At 40.9% G+C, this 19,429-nt stretch carries 19 protein-coding genes; 15 read left to right on the forward strand and 4 right to left on the reverse strand.

Annotation, left to right across the window (positions count from 1 at the left end; translation table 11 throughout):
• The first annotated feature begins 3 nt into the window (after nucleotides 1–3).
• Genes murJ through GJS40_RS13220 form a run of 3 tightly spaced genes read left to right on the forward strand, consistent with a single transcriptional unit; the run spans nucleotide 4 to nucleotide 3,603 of the window.
• Nucleotides 4–1,539, forward strand: coding sequence for a murein biosynthesis integral membrane protein MurJ (gene murJ / locus GJS40_RS13210; protein ID WP_270898322.1), 1,536 nt, complete (start codon nucleotides 4–6; stop codon nucleotides 1,537–1,539).
• Nucleotides 1,536–2,834, forward strand: coding sequence for a UDP-glucose dehydrogenase family protein (locus tag GJS40_RS13215; protein ID WP_270898323.1), 1,299 nt, complete (start codon nucleotides 1,536–1,538; stop codon nucleotides 2,832–2,834). The genes murJ and GJS40_RS13215 overlap by 4 nt, the downstream gene beginning before the upstream one ends.
• Before the next feature lie 16 nt (nucleotides 2,835–2,850).
• Nucleotides 2,851–3,603 carry an S-layer homology domain-containing protein gene (locus GJS40_RS13220; protein WP_270898324.1) on the forward strand — a complete coding sequence of 251 codons (753 nt, stop codon included), beginning with the start codon at nucleotides 2,851–2,853 and terminating at the stop codon, nucleotides 3,601–3,603.
• Between the two features lie 375 nt (nucleotides 3,604–3,978).
• Here the strand turns inward: GJS40_RS13220 and GJS40_RS13225 are convergent, their stop codons facing one another.
• Both GJS40_RS13225 and GJS40_RS13230 read right to left on the reverse strand, forming a co-directional pair.
• Entirely contained in the window at nucleotides 3,979–5,349 is a 1,371-nt protein-coding gene (locus GJS40_RS13225) for a SpoIID/LytB domain-containing protein (RefSeq protein ID WP_270898325.1), read from the reverse strand.
• A 29-nt stretch (nucleotides 5,350–5,378) separates the two neighbouring features.
• On the reverse strand, nucleotides 5,379–5,591 hold the full coding sequence (locus GJS40_RS13230; RefSeq protein WP_270898326.1) for a hypothetical protein: 213 nt from the start codon (nucleotides 5,589–5,591) through the stop codon (nucleotides 5,379–5,381).
• A 275-nt stretch (nucleotides 5,592–5,866) separates the two neighbouring features.
• Here GJS40_RS13230 and GJS40_RS13235 point away from each other — a divergent pair, with 275 nt between their 5' ends.
• Complete coding sequence (locus GJS40_RS13235; protein WP_270898327.1) at nucleotides 5,867–6,925, forward strand: glycosyltransferase family 4 protein; 1,059 nt, start codon at nucleotides 5,867–5,869, stop codon at nucleotides 6,923–6,925.
• 661 nt (nucleotides 6,926–7,586) lie between these two features.
• On the opposite strand, the gene GJS40_RS13240 is transcribed toward GJS40_RS13235, so the two are convergent.
• Both GJS40_RS13240 and GJS40_RS13245 read right to left on the reverse strand, forming a co-directional pair.
• A complete protein-coding gene (locus tag GJS40_RS13240; RefSeq protein WP_270898328.1) occupies nucleotides 7,587–8,633 on the reverse strand; it encodes an LCP family protein in 1,047 nt (348 codons plus the stop codon).
• Nucleotides 8,634–8,950: 317 nt separating this feature from the next.
• The gene (locus GJS40_RS13245) at nucleotides 8,951–9,586 is read right to left on the reverse strand and encodes a YigZ family protein (RefSeq protein WP_270898329.1); all 636 of its coding nucleotides are present in this window, start codon (nucleotides 9,584–9,586) and stop codon (nucleotides 8,951–8,953) included.
• Between the two features lie 227 nt (nucleotides 9,587–9,813).
• Between GJS40_RS13245 and GJS40_RS13250 the strand changes: the two genes are divergently transcribed.
• The 11 genes from GJS40_RS13250 (at nucleotide 9,814) to GJS40_RS13300 (ending at nucleotide 19,418) form a co-directional block, all read left to right on the forward strand.
• Nucleotides 9,814–10,983, forward strand: coding sequence for a sensor histidine kinase (locus GJS40_RS13250; protein ID WP_270898330.1), 1,170 nt, complete (start codon nucleotides 9,814–9,816; stop codon nucleotides 10,981–10,983).
• Nucleotides 10,984–11,010: 27 nt separating this feature from the next.
• Nucleotides 11,011–11,706, forward strand: a complete 696-nt coding sequence (locus tag GJS40_RS13255) for a response regulator (RefSeq protein WP_270898355.1) — start codon at nucleotides 11,011–11,013, stop codon at nucleotides 11,704–11,706.
• 64 nt (nucleotides 11,707–11,770) lie between these two features.
• Nucleotides 11,771–12,619, forward strand: coding sequence for a DegV family protein (locus GJS40_RS13260; protein WP_270898331.1), 849 nt, complete (start codon nucleotides 11,771–11,773; stop codon nucleotides 12,617–12,619).
• 30 nt (nucleotides 12,620–12,649) lie between these two features.
• A complete protein-coding gene (locus tag GJS40_RS13265) occupies nucleotides 12,650–14,185 on the forward strand; it encodes a DEAD/DEAH box helicase (protein ID WP_270898332.1) in 1,536 nt (511 codons plus the stop codon).
• 7 nt (nucleotides 14,186–14,192) lie between these two features.
• Nucleotides 14,193–15,005, forward strand: a complete 813-nt coding sequence (locus GJS40_RS13270; protein WP_270898333.1) for a ComF family protein — start codon at nucleotides 14,193–14,195, stop codon at nucleotides 15,003–15,005.
• A gap of 27 nt (nucleotides 15,006–15,032) precedes the next feature.
• Nucleotides 15,033–15,461 carry a TIGR03826 family flagellar region protein gene (locus GJS40_RS13275; protein WP_270898334.1) on the forward strand — a complete coding sequence of 143 codons (429 nt, stop codon included), beginning with the start codon at nucleotides 15,033–15,035 and terminating at the stop codon, nucleotides 15,459–15,461.
• 10 nt (nucleotides 15,462–15,471) lie between these two features.
• On the forward strand, nucleotides 15,472–15,744 hold the full coding sequence (flgM, locus tag GJS40_RS13280; protein WP_270898335.1) for a flagellar biosynthesis anti-sigma factor FlgM: 273 nt from the start codon (nucleotides 15,472–15,474) through the stop codon (nucleotides 15,742–15,744).
• A gap of 23 nt (nucleotides 15,745–15,767) precedes the next feature.
• Complete coding sequence (locus GJS40_RS13285) at nucleotides 15,768–16,256, forward strand: flagellar protein FlgN (protein WP_270898336.1); 489 nt, start codon at nucleotides 15,768–15,770, stop codon at nucleotides 16,254–16,256.
• A 23-nt stretch (nucleotides 16,257–16,279) separates the two neighbouring features.
• Complete coding sequence (gene flgK / locus GJS40_RS13290; protein ID WP_270898337.1) at nucleotides 16,280–17,896, forward strand: flagellar hook-associated protein FlgK; 1,617 nt, start codon at nucleotides 16,280–16,282, stop codon at nucleotides 17,894–17,896.
• A gap of 21 nt (nucleotides 17,897–17,917) precedes the next feature.
• Nucleotides 17,918–18,802, forward strand: coding sequence for a flagellar hook-associated protein FlgL (flgL, locus tag GJS40_RS13295; protein ID WP_270898338.1), 885 nt, complete (start codon nucleotides 17,918–17,920; stop codon nucleotides 18,800–18,802).
• 25 nt (nucleotides 18,803–18,827) lie between these two features.
• A complete protein-coding gene (locus GJS40_RS13300) occupies nucleotides 18,828–19,418 on the forward strand; it encodes a DUF6470 family protein (protein WP_270898339.1) in 591 nt (196 codons plus the stop codon).
• The last annotated feature ends 11 nt before the right edge of the window (nucleotides 19,419–19,429 follow it).

Raw genomic sequence — 19,429 nt, forward strand, 5'->3', positions numbered from 1 at the left:
TTTATGAAACCTAAAAGGTTGTTACAAATTATCGGTGCGGTAGCAATCATCAACATGCTGTCCCGGCTCATCGGTTTTTTTCGCGAGGCGGTCATCGGCTATCAATTTGGAACGAGCATGGAAGCGGACAGTATTGCCCTTGCTTATACGTTACCGAACTTTTTTTACATCGTTGTAGGAGGGGCGATTACGACCGCTTTTATCTCGGTATATAGTAAAGTAAATGACCCTCTCGAGCAAAAGAGATATTTAGAGCGTATATTTGGCTGGCTTACGATTGTTTTAGTCGTTTTTACTACCGCGCTCGTATTTTTCTCTGACCAAGTGATTCTATTGTTGTTTCCAGGTTTGGGGGAGGCAGAATTTCAGCTGACGACTGACTTATTTCGCGTGATGGCACCTTCTGTATTTTTTCTCATTTTGTCTATGTGGCTCACCGGTTTGTTAAATGTGAACGATCGTTTTACGTGGACTGCGACGTCAACACTTGTATTAAATGGTTCGTTCTTATTGATTGCAGTCCTATTTTACCCATTGCTCGGTGCGTATGCTCATGCGTGGGGTGCGCTTGTCAGTGCCTTTTTTATGGCGGCTTTTCTAGTGGTGCTCATTCGACGTCACCAATTGTTTCACTTTCGCATCCGGTTAGAAAAAAGTCCGGAAATGTGGCGGACTGTAAAAATGGCTGTCCCGATTATGCTTGGTGGTGCCACATTACAATTATACTTTTTGATTCATCGCGTATTTGCCTCGTGGTTGGAAAGCGGATATGTAGCGGCTTTAAACTACATGTCCAAACTTGTTCAAATGCCCCAAAGCATTTTAATGATGGCCGTGACAATGGTGATTTATCCGCTTTTGGCACGAAAAGTAGCAGCGAAAGAAGAAACGGGAATTCGTGTTTTATATGCGAAAGGAATACAAATGATGGGAATGATGATTGTCCCAGTCAGCGTATTTATCATGTTTTATGCAGAAGAAGTCATTCGCGTTATTTTTCAATACGGAAACTTCAGCGCCCAGTCAACAGAACTAGCAACGCCATTATTACAAATTTTAGTGATCGGAATGTTTTTTCACGCAGCAAATATGTATGTCACTCGTTTTTATTATGCCTATGAACATTCTGTTTTTCCGGTGGCTATGAGTCTTCTTTCCGTACTTGGAATCAATGTAGGTATCAACTTGTTGCTCATTCAACCATTCGGAGCAGCAGGTCTTGCGTGGGGCACATCGCTAAGTGCGATTTGTAACTTTCTCCTCCTCCTCATCGGACTGAAATCTGTGTTAAAATGGAAGAAAGATGAAACAAGCCAAAGCAGTCATTTCGTGCTCAAGTTAATCGTTTTAGTCATTTTATTTAGCGGGATGTTGTATAGTTGGAAATCTGTTATCGTCATTCCAAATGCGTACATATCACTGATTGTTGGTGGGGCCGTCTCCACTGTAGGATTATTCCTTCTTATGAAACTGCTTCGTTTTGAAGAAGTCGATGCATTTGTAACAAAAATTAAGAAGAAAGTTGGGAAGAGAGAATGAAGTTAGCAGTCATTGGAACAGGGTACGTTGGTCTCGTTTCAGGTACCGGCTTTTCTGAGTTAGGAAACGATGTGATCTGTGTCGATAAAATAAAAGAAAAAATTGAGCAATTAAACAACAATCAAATTCCTATTTATGAACCAGGCTTAGAAGAACTCGTTCGTAAAAATCGAGAAGCTGGACGATTGTCTTTCACGACCGATTTAAAAGCTGCGGTGAAAGCATCGGATCTCGTTTTCATTGCAGTAGGTACACCAGAATCTCCTAGCGGTGCTGCTGATTTATCTTACGTTTACGGAGTGGCAGAGGAAATTGGAGAAGCGCTTGATCACAAATATAAAGTCATCGTTGTGAAATCAACGGTGCCGGTAGGAACGTCCGAAGAAGTGGAACGACGGATCCTCATGAAAAATCCCGATGCGAACATTGACGTCTGTTCAGTACCGGAGTTTTTACGGGAAGGATCAGCGGTGCATGATACATTTCACCCAGATCGAATCGTTATTGGTGCTCGAACAGAGAAAGCTGCGAACTTGTTAGTAGAGCTTCACTCGCCGTTAACAGATAAAATCATTACAACGGACCCAAGAAGTTCCGAAATGATAAAATATGCTTCCAATGCCTTTTTGGCAACAAAAATTTCTTTTATTAATGAAATGGCAAATATTTGTGATGCATATGAAGCGGATATTCAAGCGGTAGCGAAAGGAATGGGTCTTGACCACCGTATCGGACCGAAATTTTTAAATGCCGGCATTGGATATGGTGGCTCTTGTTTCCCGAAAGACGTCAAAGCACTCAAGCATTTAGCAGAAGAGAAAAACTATCATTCGAAAATTTTACAAGCAGTCATCAATGTGAATGACAAACAAAGCGATCGCATGATTGAACATTTTGATGACATTTTTGGAGACAAAGTAGAAGGGTTAACGGTAGGAATGTTAGGACTCGCTTTTAAGCCGAACACAGATGACATGCGGGAAGCACCATCGTTGAAAATTATCCCAAAACTGCTTGAACGTGGAGTGCACGTGAAAGCGTATGATCCGATTGCAAGGGACAACGCGCAATCACTACTACCCCAAGAAGTGAAAATTGTAGGTAGTCTCACAGAAGCAATACAAGATGTAGACGCACTTTTTTTAGTAACTGAGTGGGAAGAGTTTCTCTCCTTGTCTCCAGCAGAATTAAAAGCGCTCATGAAACAACAAGTCGTCATTGACGGTCGCAACGCTTTTGACCGAGATGCGTTAAAGCAAGAAGGTTTTATTTATCGTGGAATCGGACGGAAATAAAGGGGGGAGACGAAACATGGAGAAACGTCTACTATTTGTAGGGCTGATAAGCGTGTTCGTTTTCATTGGCTGTAGTGAAGCTTCTGCGGATCGTACCGAAGAAGTGGCAGGCGCTGATTGGACGGAAAAACAGATTTCCGATAGAGAAAACGATTTGGAAGCATTAGAAGATCGGATCACTCAATTGCATCAAGATATTCGAGCGACTGGGGGTAGTCCTTCATTTTCTTCGACGCCATTGTTTGACGATGTAGGAAAAGATTATTTTGCTTTTGAAGCTATTCAATATTTAGCGGAAGAACGTGTGATTGGAGGCTACTCTGATGGGACTTTTCGACCGAATCTAACGATTACTCGTCATCAAACCGCCAATATGATTGCCAATGCTCTTGGGCTGGAAGCTCCGGAAGATTACACGTTTCAAGCGAAAGATATTGATGAGATGAAAGAGGAGTATCGTGGATTAGCTGCATTAGAGTATCACGGTATTATGAAAGGTAACAATGACGGAGAAATGCGTCCGGGAGACGGATTACGCCGCTCTCAAATGGCCACCATTCTCGTGCGGGCTTTTGATTTACCTGAAGCGTCCATGAACCATTCCTTTACCGATATCGATGAAGAATTTTCTGGGTATGACGCCATTAATCGAATTGCTGATGCGCGAATTACAACGGAATCAGGGAAAGCTTTTCGTCCGAATGAATTAACAACACGAGCCCAATTTTCTCTTTTTATGGCGCGGGCAATGAATGATTATTTTAAGTAAGCAAGAAAAGTGATTTTCCGCCGGTCGGGTGGAAGGTCACTTTTTCTTCACTCTCATCAGTTTATCATCATGGAACCTTTCGGTCGTATCATCGATTCATGCAACTGTTTTTTCTGATTGTGTTCTTGAAGGTTTATTAAGAGTTTTTTCGTTGAAGACACATTTTTAATGAAATTCATAAAATATTGGTCGTACAAACGGTTCATGGAACGCATTTTTTATCCACTACCACGATTTTTTTCCACCTTTTCTCTTTTATGGGACGTGTTTTTCGTTATTTCAACGATCAACCGTTGATGCGATCGGTTTTTCTTTTCGGTTCCATGAAAGGTCAGGAAATAAGATAGACAGCCTTTGTCGCTGCAGGCTGTCTTTTTATGATCGCGGTTCAATCTCGATTCCCGTGTAATAATGTTTTAAAATTTCCCGGAATGTTTTCCCGTCGTTGGCCATTTTGTAAGCACCCCATTGGCTCATGCCAAGACCGTGCCCCCAACCTTTTCCGGTAAAAATGTACTCAGATGCGCCGGTTCGAGCATATTCCACCCCCGATAACGTTCTTACTGCCATCGTTTCATAAGCAATGACAGAATCATTTCCATCCGCATGACGAATTTTCATTCCCGTCGTTTCTGAGAAGTCTTTCTCTTTCCCGTCTTTCATTTTCACTTTCACGCTGATCGATTCTTCTTTCATGTCAAAAAGGGTACTTTTTAACGTTGTCCCTAACGCCCAACGTAATGAGTCTGGTGACCCTTCTGGAAGGCGCTTTGTTTTTTGCTCTCCCGTGTTGATATTTACTCCAATTGCTTCCATAGCTTGGACTCGTCCGGTGGAACTTTTTTCAGTGATGCGAAGACTGACTAGCTCCCAATCTTTCTCCGGAAAGATAGCGTCACTCACTTTCTTTTTGCTTACCGTTTCTGTCCAGCTTGTATTCGGATTGACATTGTGGGTATCATACGGATCTTCCACTGCTCGTATATATGGAAGAGTGCTTGACCAAACATTTTCACTGTTTTCTGTATGTCCGCCGGAACTGGAGTGATAATAAGCATAAATGAGGGAACCGTTGTATGTTGCATAAATCCCTTTCGTTTCTTCCACTGCTCTGTTACTATTTGGACTTTCTACCGACTTTCCGTGATACACTTGGTGCTGTACTGTATCATACAAAAATTTATTGGAATCCATGTTTATCTTTGCATAGTTTCTTGCTGCGACGGCTTGAGCTTTCAACGCTTCTATTGGCCAAGACGCGCTCATTTCCCGCGGCACGACACCTTTTAAATAATCTTCCATATCGAGAACGTTGTAGAGTGTTAACCGATCACTTTCGGAATTTCCCGGTTCAATCATGAAGGATCCCCGATACTCTGTTGGTTGGAAGCCGCTACCACCACGGTCGACAGATGTGATGGTGACATAGTGACGATTGGAGCGTTGCTTTTCTCGCAAGACAAACCCATTTTTTGAAGTGATGATATCACCATTTTTCCGGCGAATATCCACTCGGTTTTTTCCGTAACGAAAATCAATTTCCTCTCGAAAAGCGACAGGTTCTCCATCATCCAGGTTTATTAATTCGTAATCACCATGTGGAACGACGCTAAAATTAATCGAAGGGATAAGTTTTACGGTAATCGGTTCAGGATAAAGATTGTGTGGCTCTTTCGCTTCCCCTATCAGTGGTACACTAAATAGAAAGGCAACCACCAGTAACATTGCCATTCGTTTCTTTAACATGATTTACCATTTCCTTTTTATGTAAAGTTTTATTGGCTATTTTTCAACTTTTCTACTTCTTCTTCCAGGACTTCTACTCGTTCTTCGAGTAAATCTATACGTTGATCTAGTGGCTCTATTTGAGAAATGACCCATTCGACACTGGCAAGAACTGGTTGAGTGTTTGCTAGCGCTGGTGTTTTAATGATAAATCCTAAAATGAGCAATGCACTAAGCATGCCTGTAAAAAACCACTTCTTCATGAAAAAACCTCCTTTTTTATATTTTCATAGATACTCATCATTATAGCACCAGTTGAAACCCGTTGAAAGATTTATCGGACGCATGTATTTCCATAACAAATTTTATAAAGTTATGTGAAAAAGCTTTCCCTGCCTATAATTTGTGCTATAATTCGATAGGTAGAGTGGCAATTTAGTAGTTTAACAGATATTCAATTAATCGATGTAAAAAAATAATGACACAATACATTCATAAAACATCGAAGAATGGGTAACGGTAATGAAGGAGGGTCAAAATGACGACCGCATTCGCATTAGTTACTTGTTTTTTCATTTCATTATTTTTAACGCCGTTCGTAAAAAAGTTTGCTCATTGGATCGGTGCAACAGATCAACCAAACCATCGAAAAGTTCATAAAAAAGCGATGGCACGATTAGGCGGGCTTTCGATATATATCGCATTTATTGTCGGATTACTCATCTTACAACCAGAAAATGAATACTTACCATACATTTTAATTGGTGGTTTCATTATTATTGTCACTGGCTTTTTGGATGATTTATATGAGTTGTCTGCGAAATGGAAGTTGTTTGGCCAAATATTGGCGGCGGTCGCTGTCGTTATTGGTGGTGTTCATTTAGAATTTATCAACCTTCCTTTTGATGGAAGATTAGAATTAGGCTGGTTCAGTATTCCAATTACTTTGCTTTGGATTATTGGTATCACGAACGCAATTAACTTAATTGACGGATTAGACGGATTGGCAGCGGGTGTGTCTTCAATCGTTTTGACAACGATTTCGGTGTTAGCCATTGTGCAAGGAGACATCTTTATCGTTGCACTGGGAATTGCATTATTGGGAGGAACGTTAGGTTTCCTCGTGCATAACTTTCACCCTGCAAAGATATTTATGGGGGATACTGGTGCTCTCTTTCTCGGATTTATGATCGGTGTGATTTCGTTACTCGGATTTAAAAACGTAACGATATTTTCACTCGTTGTCCCAGTAATTATACTTGCTGTGCCAATATCTGATACGCTATTTGCGATTATCCGCCGGTTTGTCAATAAGCAACCGCTCTCCGCTCCGGATAAATCCCATTTGCATCATTGCTTGTTGCGATTTGGTTATTCTCACCGTCAAACGGTACTGATTATTTACGCGTTAAGTGCTTTCTTTGGTTTAGCAGCAGTTTTATTTACGATTTCAACGCTATGGGTATCACTGGTTATATTGCTAGTCCTTCTCATTGGTATCGAATTACTTGCAGAACGAATTGGTCTTGCGGGAAATGAATACCGCCCGATGTTACGGTTAGTGAGTCGTTTTGGAAATCCAACTAAAAGATCGTAAAAAAGAGTGGTTCCAAGCATTAAAATTTGCTTGGGACCAATTTTGTAGGGTTTTTTCCTTCTTCTATGATTAAGTTATTGTTTAAGTTTACCGCCAGAAGCGCATTTCTCTGTGCCTCTTACGGAAATACGCGATGAGTACAAATAAGCTTCCAAAAGCCCGAACACTATCCGCGGGTGGTAAGCAGGATGCACTGGAGCAACCCCGATGCAGACCATTCGGCAGGAATTTTGTGTAATATTTCGTCGTATGGATCTTTTATACGACACTTCAGTGCATCGTTCTCGAAATAAAAGGTCGTATGAAACACGATACAACTTGTGTTTATCCTCATTTCTTCCATTTTCAGCGTTCATGCGACCCTATGACCGATGTTTTACAAAATGAAGCGTCGCATGAAACGTTCATGGAACGATTTATCTTCTTTTTTAAGCGTCACTCGTCGCATGAAGCAAAAAATGCTCCGAATCACCTATTTATTTCCAATTTCAATCCTCTTGCGACCATTCCCGATCAAATGGTACGAAAAATTGGTCTCATCACGTTTGCAAAAAAAGAGTGAGTATCTCTCTTTTAATTATTGGAGTTTTGTCTCTGTCTCTTTTTATAAAGAAAAAGAAATAGCAGGAAACGAAGAAACGGTTTCCTGCTATTTCACTTGTTAATACGTATTTTCGCTTTCAAACGTTTCTGCTTCAGTTTGGACAGAAGCTCCAGGGGTAGAGTATGGATCGCTATCTTCAATTTCTAAGTGAGCCTTTAATTGTTGAGAGATCTCATAGGTGTGTTGCTCATCCAACTGGTAGTAGTACACGTTATTCATATAGAGATTTTCCCCTTTTAGTTGGAGCTTTTCAATGTGATTAATCGCTCCTGCGTATTGGTGGAGAGCAATCAAGTTTCCAAAAGATAAATTCATTGTCATATGTTCCTCGACACTTTGTAATACGTCATCATAATGACGGATGGAGGAAATGGAGGCACTTTTCCTAATCAAAGACTCGATGATTTCTTGCTGACGTTGTCCGCGTCCGATATCTCCTTGTGGGTCATTTTTCCGCATCCGGGCATAGGCCAATGCCTCTTCTCCACTTAATACTTGCTTTCCTTCTTCAATAAAAATCGCATTGTGGTTGCCGTAGCTATCTTGTTCATAAAATGACTTTGCAACATCTACTTCGACACCATTGAGTGCGTCCACAATTTCAATAAATGCTTCAAAATTTAACTTTACGTAATAATCCACTGGTATATCCAATAACTCTTCCACCGTTTGTACCGTTAAATCTACACCGCCAAAGGCATGGGCATGGGTAATTTTGTCTTGCCCGTGGTGCGGTATGTTTACTAGAGAATCACGAGGGATGCTCGTTAATTTTATAGATGGATCGTTTTTGTTGAAGGTAGCAAGCAAAAGGGCATCAGACAAACCATCCAAGTCTCCGTCTCGGTTATCCACGCCAATGAATAAAACTGAAATGTTATCTTGTTTTGGATTAACAGCTTCTTCTCTTCGTTCCGATTTTTCCCCTCGCTTTAAAAGTTCTTGCGTATCTGCTGCTACATCGCTTAATTTCCAAGCAAAATAACCAATGGTTCCTCCTAAAACAAGGAAGGACATAAAACCAATAAATAGGATTGTTTTAATGAAAAAGCGCGCACGTCTTTTTCTTCGCGCCATTCTCGTTCTAGGCACCTGTTTAGCCATCGTTCGGTAACTCCTTACATCTAAAATTTTGTCGTAATGTTTTGCTATGATTTTCTAGAAAGCATTGTGTGTCTTGTGACTGGTTTTCATAGAATTGGTCTTTTCTGGCGTGAAACGTTTTTTCTCTATTCGTTGGTAAATAACTTCTCTCTTTCTATGACGTTAAACGACATACTCCGTTACAAATATAGTGAATGTTTTACCATCCATCATAAATTTCCTGGGAAATTTTTAGCGAATCTATGGAAAACTTGCAAATAGGAGACAGGAAGTGTCAAGGATATAGCGAATCCTTATAGATAGATACTTAGCAACTGTTATTTTACATCATTTTCAATATATATCTTTTCTTTCTTATCCATTTGTAATTGTCCATTCGTTATATTCGTAATCCATTGTACAAAAGAATCGGTGTTTTTAATAGGGATTCCGACAGAAAAAGTTACATTTTCTTCATAGAAGATATCGTGTAATAAATAGGGTGAGTTTCTTAATTCATTTTCTACTTTTCCTAGCCAATGGTAGGCGACGGTGACGTGCACGTTTTGGATAAGTGATCGTTCTACTACTCCAATTGTATCGATCGTTTCGGAGACGGCACTTCCGTAAGCGCGAATTAATCCGCCGGCTCCGAGTTTAATGCCACCAAAATATCGAGTAACAACGGCGCATGTGTCTTTTAACTTACGTTTTTTTAACACTTCCAACATCGGAATACCTGCTGTACCACTCGGTTCGCCATCATCATTTGCTTTTTGAATATCATCGTGTTCTCCAATAAGATAGGCGGAACAATTGTGCGTGGCGTTCCAATGTTCTTTTTTAATTTTTTCAATAAACGATTGCGCTTCTTCTTCGGTTGTGACTCGGGTCATATGGGTGATGAAACGAGATTTATTAATCACAATTTCATGGGACCCGCTCGCTTTAATGGTGTAATAAGAAGTAAGCATGACGTATGAACCCCTCCATTTGTTGTAATCACTCTATAATAAAATTGTAAAACACCGCATAACAAATACATGATAAAATAGAAACGAACGTGCAAGCAGTTATTGAATAAACGATGGGATCACTTGTTCTTTGGAGCGCATCGAACGATGTTCATATGCTAAAATAATCATAACGGAACATATCGTTCTGTCAAACAGGGGGAATCTAAAGAAGTGTGGTGACACCCATGTCAAAATTGACGTTAGACAATATTATTCAAAAAATGTTGATTACTGTTGAACAAAGTAAAGAACAAGTATTCGAAATTAACCAACAATCGCGCCAGGAATACGAGTCTTTAAAAAAAGAATTAATGGACATACAAAAACAAGTGGCAATGATTATCGACGAATCAGAAAAAACAGAATTACATGCACGTTTTGCGCGAAATAGACTCGTAGAAGTGAGTCGTTACTTTAAAGAATATTCTAACGAAGATGTGAAAGAGGCTTATGAAAAAGCCAATGAACTTCAAATGAAATTAGTTTTATTGGAACAAGAAGAAAAACGGTTGCGAGAACGACGAGATCACATCGAGCGTCGTTTGTTGCAACTAGAAGGAACGATAGAGAGGGCAGAACTACTTGTTAGTCAAATGTCAGTTGTTTACAATTATTTAACGGGGGATTTAAAAGATGTTGGCGAATTAATTGAAGATGCAAAGGAAAAACAGCAATTTGGCTTAAAAATTATCGAAGCACAAGAAGAAGAACGAAAAAGAGTAGCAAGAGAGATTCACGATGGACCAGCGCAAATGCTTGCAAACGTCTTATTGCGCTCTGAAATCGTAGAAAAAGTAAGCGTAGATAAAGGAATGGAGGCTGCTTTATCAGAAATAAAAGATCTTCGCAAAATGATTCGTACTAGCTTAGCAGAAGTTCGTCGCATCATTTATGACTTACGACCGATGGCGCTGGATGATTTAGGGCTCATTCCAACATTGGCGAAATATTTAAAACATGTCGAAGAACTAACCGACATAGATATTCGCTTTACCCATATCGGTCGTGACGCACGGCTCCCTACTCACATGGAAGTAGCACTTTTTCGACTCGTACAAGAAGCTGTACAAAATGCTCACAAACACGGAAATCCTACAGAAATTCATGTCAAAGTGGAAATGAAACCGTCCAACATTGTGATTGTTGTCAAAGATGACGGGAAAGGTTTCGACGTTTCTGAAACGAAAAAAGAAGAGTCATTTGGTCTCATGGGGATGAAAGAAAGGATCGCTGCGTTAAAAGGTGAATTAACCATTGACTCTTCTCCAAGAAAAGGAACAGTCGTTTTAATTCAAGCACCAATAGAGAACGCATTTCATAGAAACACAAGCAGTTTATCCAAACAGAAAGGGTGATGGGTTGTGCAAGAAAAGATCGATGCTATGCCGATTAGACTTCTTCTTATTGATGATCATCAATTGTTTCGAGAAGGAGTCAAACGAATTTTAGAAATGGAACCAAATTTTGAAGTGGTGGCGGAAGGTGAAGATGGAAGAGATGCCGTTGCCCTTGTGGAAAAATATCAACCGGATGTCGTTTTAATGGATATCAATATGCCGGATGTGAACGGTGTGGAAGCAACCAAAGACTTAATAGAGCGCTTTCCTGACGTGAAAATTCTTATTTTATCTATCCACGATGATGAATCGTACGTGACTCATGTACTTAAAACAGGAGCGTCCGGTTATTTGTTAAAAGAAATGGATGCAGATGCCTTGATTGATGCGGTGAAAGTAGTAGGAAGCGGCGGGGCATACATTCACCCGAAAGTCACTCATAACCTCATTAAAGAATATCGTCGTTTAGCTGTCGATAAAAATAATGAAGAAAACAATGCAGAAATTGGTTATAAGGAAGTAGAGTACCGCAAGCCGCTTCATATTTTAACTCGCCGAGAATGTGAAGTGTTGCAATTGATGACTGACGGCTACAGCAACCGCATGATTGGAGAAGCATTATACATTAGTGAAAAAACAGTGAAAAACCATGTCAGCAATATTTTACAAAAAATGAACGTCAATGATCGTACGCAAGCGGTAGTGGAATCAATTAAAAAAGGATGGGTGAAAGTAAGATAAATTGCATATCTCCTTTCTCTACATCCTTCATCATTTATACTTAACATGAGAGGAAGAAAGGAATATGTCAAAGATTGCGATTGTAACGGACAGCACCGCTTATATACCGGATGAAGTGAGAAAACAGCATCATATTCACATTATTCCACTGCAAGTCATCATCCAAGAAAAAGCTTATCAAGAGGAAGTTGATTTAACGACTGCTGACTTTTATCGTTACATGCAGTCTTCGGAAGTCTTACCGACTACGTCTCAACCATCCGTCGGAGCATTTATGGAATTATTTGAACAGCTCTCGAAAAATTATGAAGAAATTATTTCGATTCATCTATCCAGTGCGATAAGCGGAACGTATCAAACAGCAGTCACTGCTAGTCAATCCGTCGATGACGTGGTTGTTCATGCCGTGGACTCCGAAATTAGCTGTGCGCCACAAGGATATTATTCCATCGAAGCAGCAAAAATGGCCGCCAGTGGTAACAGTGCCTCGGAGATTCTTCAACGGATCGAACAATTGAAACAAGAAACCCGTGCTTACTTTGTTGTCGATAATTTGCGCCATTTGGAACGGGGGGGACGTTTAAGTGGCGCGCAAGCCCTTGTAGGAAGTCTTCTGCAAATCAAACCAATTCTTCATTTTGAAGATAAGAAGATTGTTCCGTTTGAAAAAGTAAGAACAGCAAAAAAAGCATTGCAACGAGTATTATCAATGTTTGAAGAAGATGCCAAGACAAAAGAAAATATACGAGCGACTGTCATCCATGCCAATCGACGAGAAAAAGCAGAAGCAATTAAAAATGAATTACAGGCGAAATATCCTCATATTGATTTAGACATGAGCTATTTCGGTCCTGTGATTGGTACCCATTTAGGCGAAGGAAGTTTAGGCCTTTCTTGGTGTGTCTTGGACTAAAAACTACATAGCCGATAGGAGGAATATTTGATGTTTTCCTATTTTCACTTCTTATCGGGAAAAAGGAAGAAAACAGACCTACCTCCGCATGCGCAACGGGCACAAGTCGCGCGAGAGGTAGGGCCTCTTTCTTTCGATGCATTCCCTTCCTATTTCCCTTCACAACTTATTCACTCCTCTTCTTATTCTTCCGAGCTTTATTCCCAACTGAAAGAAAAATTGTATGGTAAAGAGCTATTATTAGAAGAACTCCAAGTAACAAAAGAAGAAATGGCCCCTTTTTTAAAAGCAGGACTGATCACTGCCCGAATTGGCATACAGCCACGTAAAAAAGGGTATATTTGTCTACGCTGCGGCACAGATGACTTGTCTCTTTTTGGCAGCTATCCATGTGCTCGCTGTCAACAAACGTGTATCTATTGTCGGAACTGCATCCAAATGGGAAAAATCTCCACTTGTACATTGTTGTTTCGGTCTCATTTTCCGGAAGAAACGTCATTTGAGACATATCCTCAAAGTGAAAACGACATTCTTCAGTGGGATGGGCAGTTGTCTCTTGGACAGCAAAAAGCTTCCGATAAAATTGTGGAAGCAATTGAAAAGAGACGTGAGTTGTTAGTTTGGGCTGTTTGTGGTGCTGGCAAAACGGAAGTGTTGTTTCACGGCATGGCTCACGCTTTAAAAAAACAATTCAGAGTGCTGCTCGCCACACCTCGCACGGACGTCGTATTGGAATTGTTACCTCGGCTTCGAAAGGTCTTTCCTCTTACAGTTATTAGTGGTTTATACAGCGCTAGCACCGAAAAACACCTTCCCGCTTCTATTGTCGTTGCAACCACTCATCAAGTGATGCGATTTGTGGACGCATTTGACGTCGTTATCATTGATGAAGTGGACGCGTTTCCCTACTCTCTCGATTCTTCTCTCAAATACGCAGTAGCAAAAGCGGGAAAACGTGAGAGCGCAACGATTTATTTAACTGCCACCCCGGATCCAACTCTCACTTCCCGAGTGCAACAGAAAACCCTTCCAGCAGTGAAAATTCCCCGTAGATTTCACGGCCATCCTCTTCCTGTTCCAAAGCTTTCATGGTGTGGAAATTGGGAAAGAAAATTGAAACAGAAAGAAGTGCCAAAGCAAGTGTGGGAATGGTGCCGAGTCCGAATAGAAAGCGGGACGCCTGTGTTTTTGTTTGTTCCTTCTGTGACGTCGTTACAACAAGTCACCGATATTCTAAAAAAACTGCATCCGAACATAGAAGGAGTACATAGTGCGGATGAAGAGCGATTAACAAAAGTGAGTGCCTTTCGGGAAGGAACGATCCCCATTCTTGTCACAACAACCATTTTAGAACGGGGAGTAACGGTTCCGCGGGTAGATGTGGCTGTGATCGGGGCTGAACAAGACATTTTTACAGAAAGTGCCCTTGTGCAAATCGCAGGTCGCGCTGGTCGTAGCCACAATCATCCAACCGGTGATGTTGTTTACTTTCATTACGGTGTTACAGCGGAAATGAATAAAGCCATTACCCATATTAAAAAGATGAACAACACCCCAATAAGGTAGAAAAGAGGTGGATCATTTGTTACGCGGAAGTTTACGCAATGAAATGAAACATTGCCTCTACTGTTTAGCGCCGTTACCTGAACATTTTCAATGGAAAAATGTATTTTTATCCGAGACTACGCTTCTTTGTGAAACTTGTCGCAACATGTTTACGCCCTTGCCAAAAAATGTTTGTCCCAAGTGTAGTAAGCCATTACAAAAAGGAGAAGAAACCCAGTGTCATGACTGCATCCGTTGGGAAAAAAGCACGCATTGGAAAGGGATTCTTGAACACAATACATCTTTTTACGTGTACAATGATGATATAAAAGACTTTGTTGCACGTTGGAAATACCGTGGAGATGCCGCTTTAGCCCTTGTGTTTAAAGAAAAACTCCGTCGATTGTATCTGCAAAATTATGTGGATTACTATCCGGTTCCGATTCCATTAAGTAAAGAACGGTTCACGGAAAGAGGTTTCAATCAATCAGCCTTACTAGCATCATTTCTAGCCACACCATATACTATCTTTGAAAAACTCCAATGGATGAGAACGCACCGAACGTATCGAAAGCTCAAGGAGATTGCTCCCCAACCGGTTCTCCATGCCCTAAGACGAAACATAGATGAGAAAAAACAGAGTAAAAAATCCCGATACGAACGACTAACTTTCACGAAAAATCCATTTGTCTCGGTCTCAAGTCACGAAGTTTCCGTGAAGGGTAAAAAAATTCTTCTCATTGACGATATTTATACTACAGGGATGACATTGAGAAAAGCAGCATATCGATTAAAAGAAGAAGAGGCAGCGTCGGTGCGGTCTATCACGCTGTTTCGATAGAGGATAAAAAGGAAGAGGAGGAGGAAAATGGGGAATTTAGCAAACTGTCCGCGCTGCGGTAATTTGTTTGTCAAATCATTACGCCCAATTTGTCAAGATTGCCATAACGAAGTAGAAGAAATGTTCCAGAAAGTGTATACATTCATTAGAGAACGTAAAAACCGGCAAGCGACGATGGCACAAGTGGTAGAAGCTACCGGAGTACCCGCTGAGGAAATTACTCGTTTCATTAAAGAAGGTCGCTTACACCTCCGCCATCTTCCGAATATGGAATATCCGTGTGAATCGTGCGGGAAAGGAATTCGCGAAGGTCGCCTGTGCACGTCTTGTCAAAAAAGGATTGAAAAAGAACTAGCAGCATATGAAAAAGAGAAAGAAACACAAAAAAAAGATCAGAATCGTTATCAAACGTATCATTCCTTAGACAACCGGTTGAAAAAAGAGGAAAATCAATGAAGGAAAGTAGGTGAATTACGTGAAAATTAATCCGCTTGGTCCAACGAATCCGTATCATAGAAATCAATCTATTCAACGTCCGGAGAAAGAGAACCACTCGCGTAACGAAAGAGACAAAGTGGAAATTTCAAAAGAAGCGCAACACATGCAACAAGGACCGGATATTCGCGCATGGCGAGAGGAAAAAGTGGAAGCAGTGAAACGGAAAGTAGAGTCAGGGTCGTATGAAGTGAATCCAAAAGAAGTTGCCCGACGCTTTTATGAATTTTGGACGGGTAAATAACAAATTAGAAAGCGGGGTACACAATGAAAGCCATTTTAGAATTAATGGCATTATTAATTAAACAACATCAAGAATTACTTCAACTCTCATCGCAAAAAACAGAATGGATAAAGACGAACAACATGGAAGAGTTAACGCGTCTTTTAAAAGAAGAAAGTAAAAAAATTCGTGAAATCGAGCAAACGGAGACGAAACGCCAACAAGCAGTGGCGAATTACTTAAAGGAACAAGGTGAGAATAAAGAAGAAGCGACGATTACGGAGTTGCTGGAGTACGTACCTGAAAAATATCATGAACCGTTCCGTACATTACAACAAAGATTATTGGAAGAGATGACGGCATTACGGAAAAAAGAATCGCTGAACCGTGCACTTATTGAGGAATCACTTCAGTTTGTGCATTTTACTTTAGATATGATTCAACCGGACCCAGAAGCAATCAGATATCAACATCCGTCCAAGGAAACGACGGAAACGAACGACAATTTCTCTATATTTGATTCAAAAGCCTAAAAGAACACACAGGGGGATTAATGATGTATTCAACATTTCACGGGTTAGAAACGGCACGCCGGGCGCTAGTTGCCCAACAAACAGCACTTCATACAACCGGTCACAACATTGCCAATGCGAACCGGGAAGGTTACACGAGACAGCGAGTGAATTTTACAAATACAGAACCATTTCCAAACGTCGCAAGAAACGCACCGCGCGTACCTGGACAAATCGGAACCGGTGTGAAAGCCGACTTTATCCAACGCATGCGCGATCGTTATTTAGACATTCAATATCGCGGAGAAAACGCGCAATCAAGTTACTGGGATGCGCGTTACGGGGTGTTGGAGCGTATTGAGGACTTACTCAATGAACCATCGGAAACAAATCTCTCCAGCACAATGGACCAGTTTTGGCAGTCTCTCCAAGACTTAGCTGTCCATCCGGAAGATGCGGGGGCTCGCTCGGTTGTGCGCCAACGAGGAATGGCACTGGCGGAGACATTTAATTATATTTCTGATTCCTTACAGGCACAAAAACGAGATTTACAAGCAGAAATAGAAGTAACGGTAAATCAAATCAATTCACTTCTTCACCAAATTAATGATATTAACAAACAAGTGGCACGGATTGAACCTCACGGATATATGCCCAATGACTTATACGACGAGCGGGACCGCCTTATTGATCAATTATCCAGCTTAATGAATATTGAAGTGGAATATGAAGAAAGTGGTGGACAAGCATTAGACGCCGCAGTAGGAAAAGCGAATATTTATTTGCTTGATGAAGAAGGTAATCGGATTACTGTTAATGGTGATTTGCTTGATGAAGAAGGTAATCGGATTACTGTTGATGGTGAGGAGTTAAAAATCATTGATGCAAATACACTTGAATACAAGGAGATGAAAATAAATTTCTATAATGACGAAGAGAATCATGATGCGTATCATGACTATGTCGCCGGAATTACATTTGGTGGAGAAAACTTTGAGGTTAGTAAACTACTCTCCTCCCCAGGAAAAATGAAAGCACTGATTGAAGCGTATGGATATGATGACGATGGAACAACGGTAGGTACGTACCCGGAATTGCTTAAGGATTTAGATGAAATGGTTTATGAGTTTGTTAAAGCATTTAACAAGCAACACTACCAAGGTTCTGGGTTAGCCAAAGAAGGTGAGGATAATCCACCAACCAATCGTTTATTTTTTGATTGGTCGGGGACGGTAAATCCAGATAATAAACAAAGAGCAGCGGAAAATATTACAATCCATCCACACATTGATGACTTAGACAATATCGCTGCAGCTCCTAAGGATGGGGATGCTGGAGATGGTTCAAACGCTTTAGCACTTGCAAATATTAAAGATAAACTGATTTTTGACGGCACTGCGAGTGTACAAAGTTTCTACCAAGGCATTATCGGGGAGTTGGCGGTGGATACGTCGGAAGCGCAGCAACAAATGTTTAATACCGATGCCCTTCGTGACAACGTTGATTTTCGTCGCAAACAAGTGACGAGTGTTTCTTTAGACGAAGAGTTTACGAATTTAATTCAATATCAACATGCGTATAATGCGGCTGCGCGAAATATTACCGCCGTGGATGAAATGTTAGACCGAATTATTAACAATATGGGAATCGTCGGTAGATAATAAATAGGGAAGGTGTTTGAGATGCGTGTGACGCAAACGATGCTTGCACACAATTCACTTCGTCATTTAAACCAAAGTTACACCCGGTTAGGGGAATTGCAAGATCAATTGTCCACCGGGAAGAAAATTACTCGAGCGTCTCAAGATCCGGTTGTCGCAATGAACGGGATGCGCTACCGGACACAAGTGATGGAAGTGGAACAATTTAAGCGTAATTTAAGCGAAGTATACAACTGGATGGAAGCGACGGATTCCGCTTTAGATAAAGCGGCGCAAGTGCTTCATCGAGTGCGAGAACTCGTACAACAAGCAGCAAACGATACGTATGAAGAAAATCAACGTGACAGCATTGCGAAAGAAGTCGGTCAACTCATTGAAGAAATGGCTACCATCGCAAACACGAAGTCAAATAATAAATATATTTTTAACGGAACCAATACGACGGAAAAGCCGGTCTCTATTGATGGAAACGGTATTACTGTCTCTGAAAACGATACGAACGTAGAAATTGAATTATTAAAAGGAGTATATATTCCGGTCAACTCTAACCCGACGAATGTGTTTACGGATAAATTATTTAATGATTTAAGAACGATTCAAAGTGCGCTTGAAAACGATGAGACAACAGGTGAGAATTTAACCGGGTATTTAGAAATTATTGACGGTCACATGAATAACGTCGTAAATGAACGTGCGGAAGTGGGTGCTCGTTACAACCGAGTGGAAATGATTCAAGCTCGGTTAGATGAACAAGAAGTTATCGCAACACGCATCATGTCTGACAATGAAGATGCGGACATGGAAGAAGTGATTATTCACTTAATGACACAAGAAAACGTTCATCGTGCCGCTCTCGGCGCAGGAGCGCGCATTATTCAGCCGACATTGCTTGACTTCTTGCGTTAATTTTCGTAAGGGGGATGATGTGCGTATGAATGTACCAACGATACAAATAGAAACGACCCGAGCGCTTCTTGCCTGGATGGAAGAGAAACCCCCTGTTTCGATTCGGCAACCTCCAGCAGATCTACAAATACGACAATACCATATGGACACGATTGAAATTTCCCAAGAAGCAGCGAAAGTGTATATTGACCAATCGGAAGCCTTTGAAGACGCAGGACTTAATCCGCCGTTAAAGTCCAGTCACGAATGGCTCAATGAGATGAAACAGACCGTGTTTTCATACATACAAAAGAAAATGGAAGAAGGAAAACAATTACGCGCCATTGAACTTAACGGAGGCGGTGGTAAAGTCATCGCCTCGCTGGCAAAAGAAAATGGCAAAATATTTGAGTTTGATGTCACGTTAGCTTGGATTCCGGAAAACATGTTTAAAGTGACATTTGATGTGGATACCGGACATCTTTCTTTTCATGCTCCACGAAAAGAACCGGATATTTCCGTGCAAAAGAACGACCCTGAAATTGTTGCTCCTCGCTGGCGTATCAATTATTATTTAGCCCAGCGAGGTAGCATCGAGTTTTCTGTCCAAGGAAACTACGTTGATCAAACGCTTTAACAAAAAAGGTG

This window comes from Aliibacillus thermotolerans (assembly GCF_027853235.1).
Classification (GTDB): domain Bacteria; phylum Bacillota; class Bacilli; order Bacillales; family Marinococcaceae; genus Aliibacillus; species Aliibacillus thermotolerans.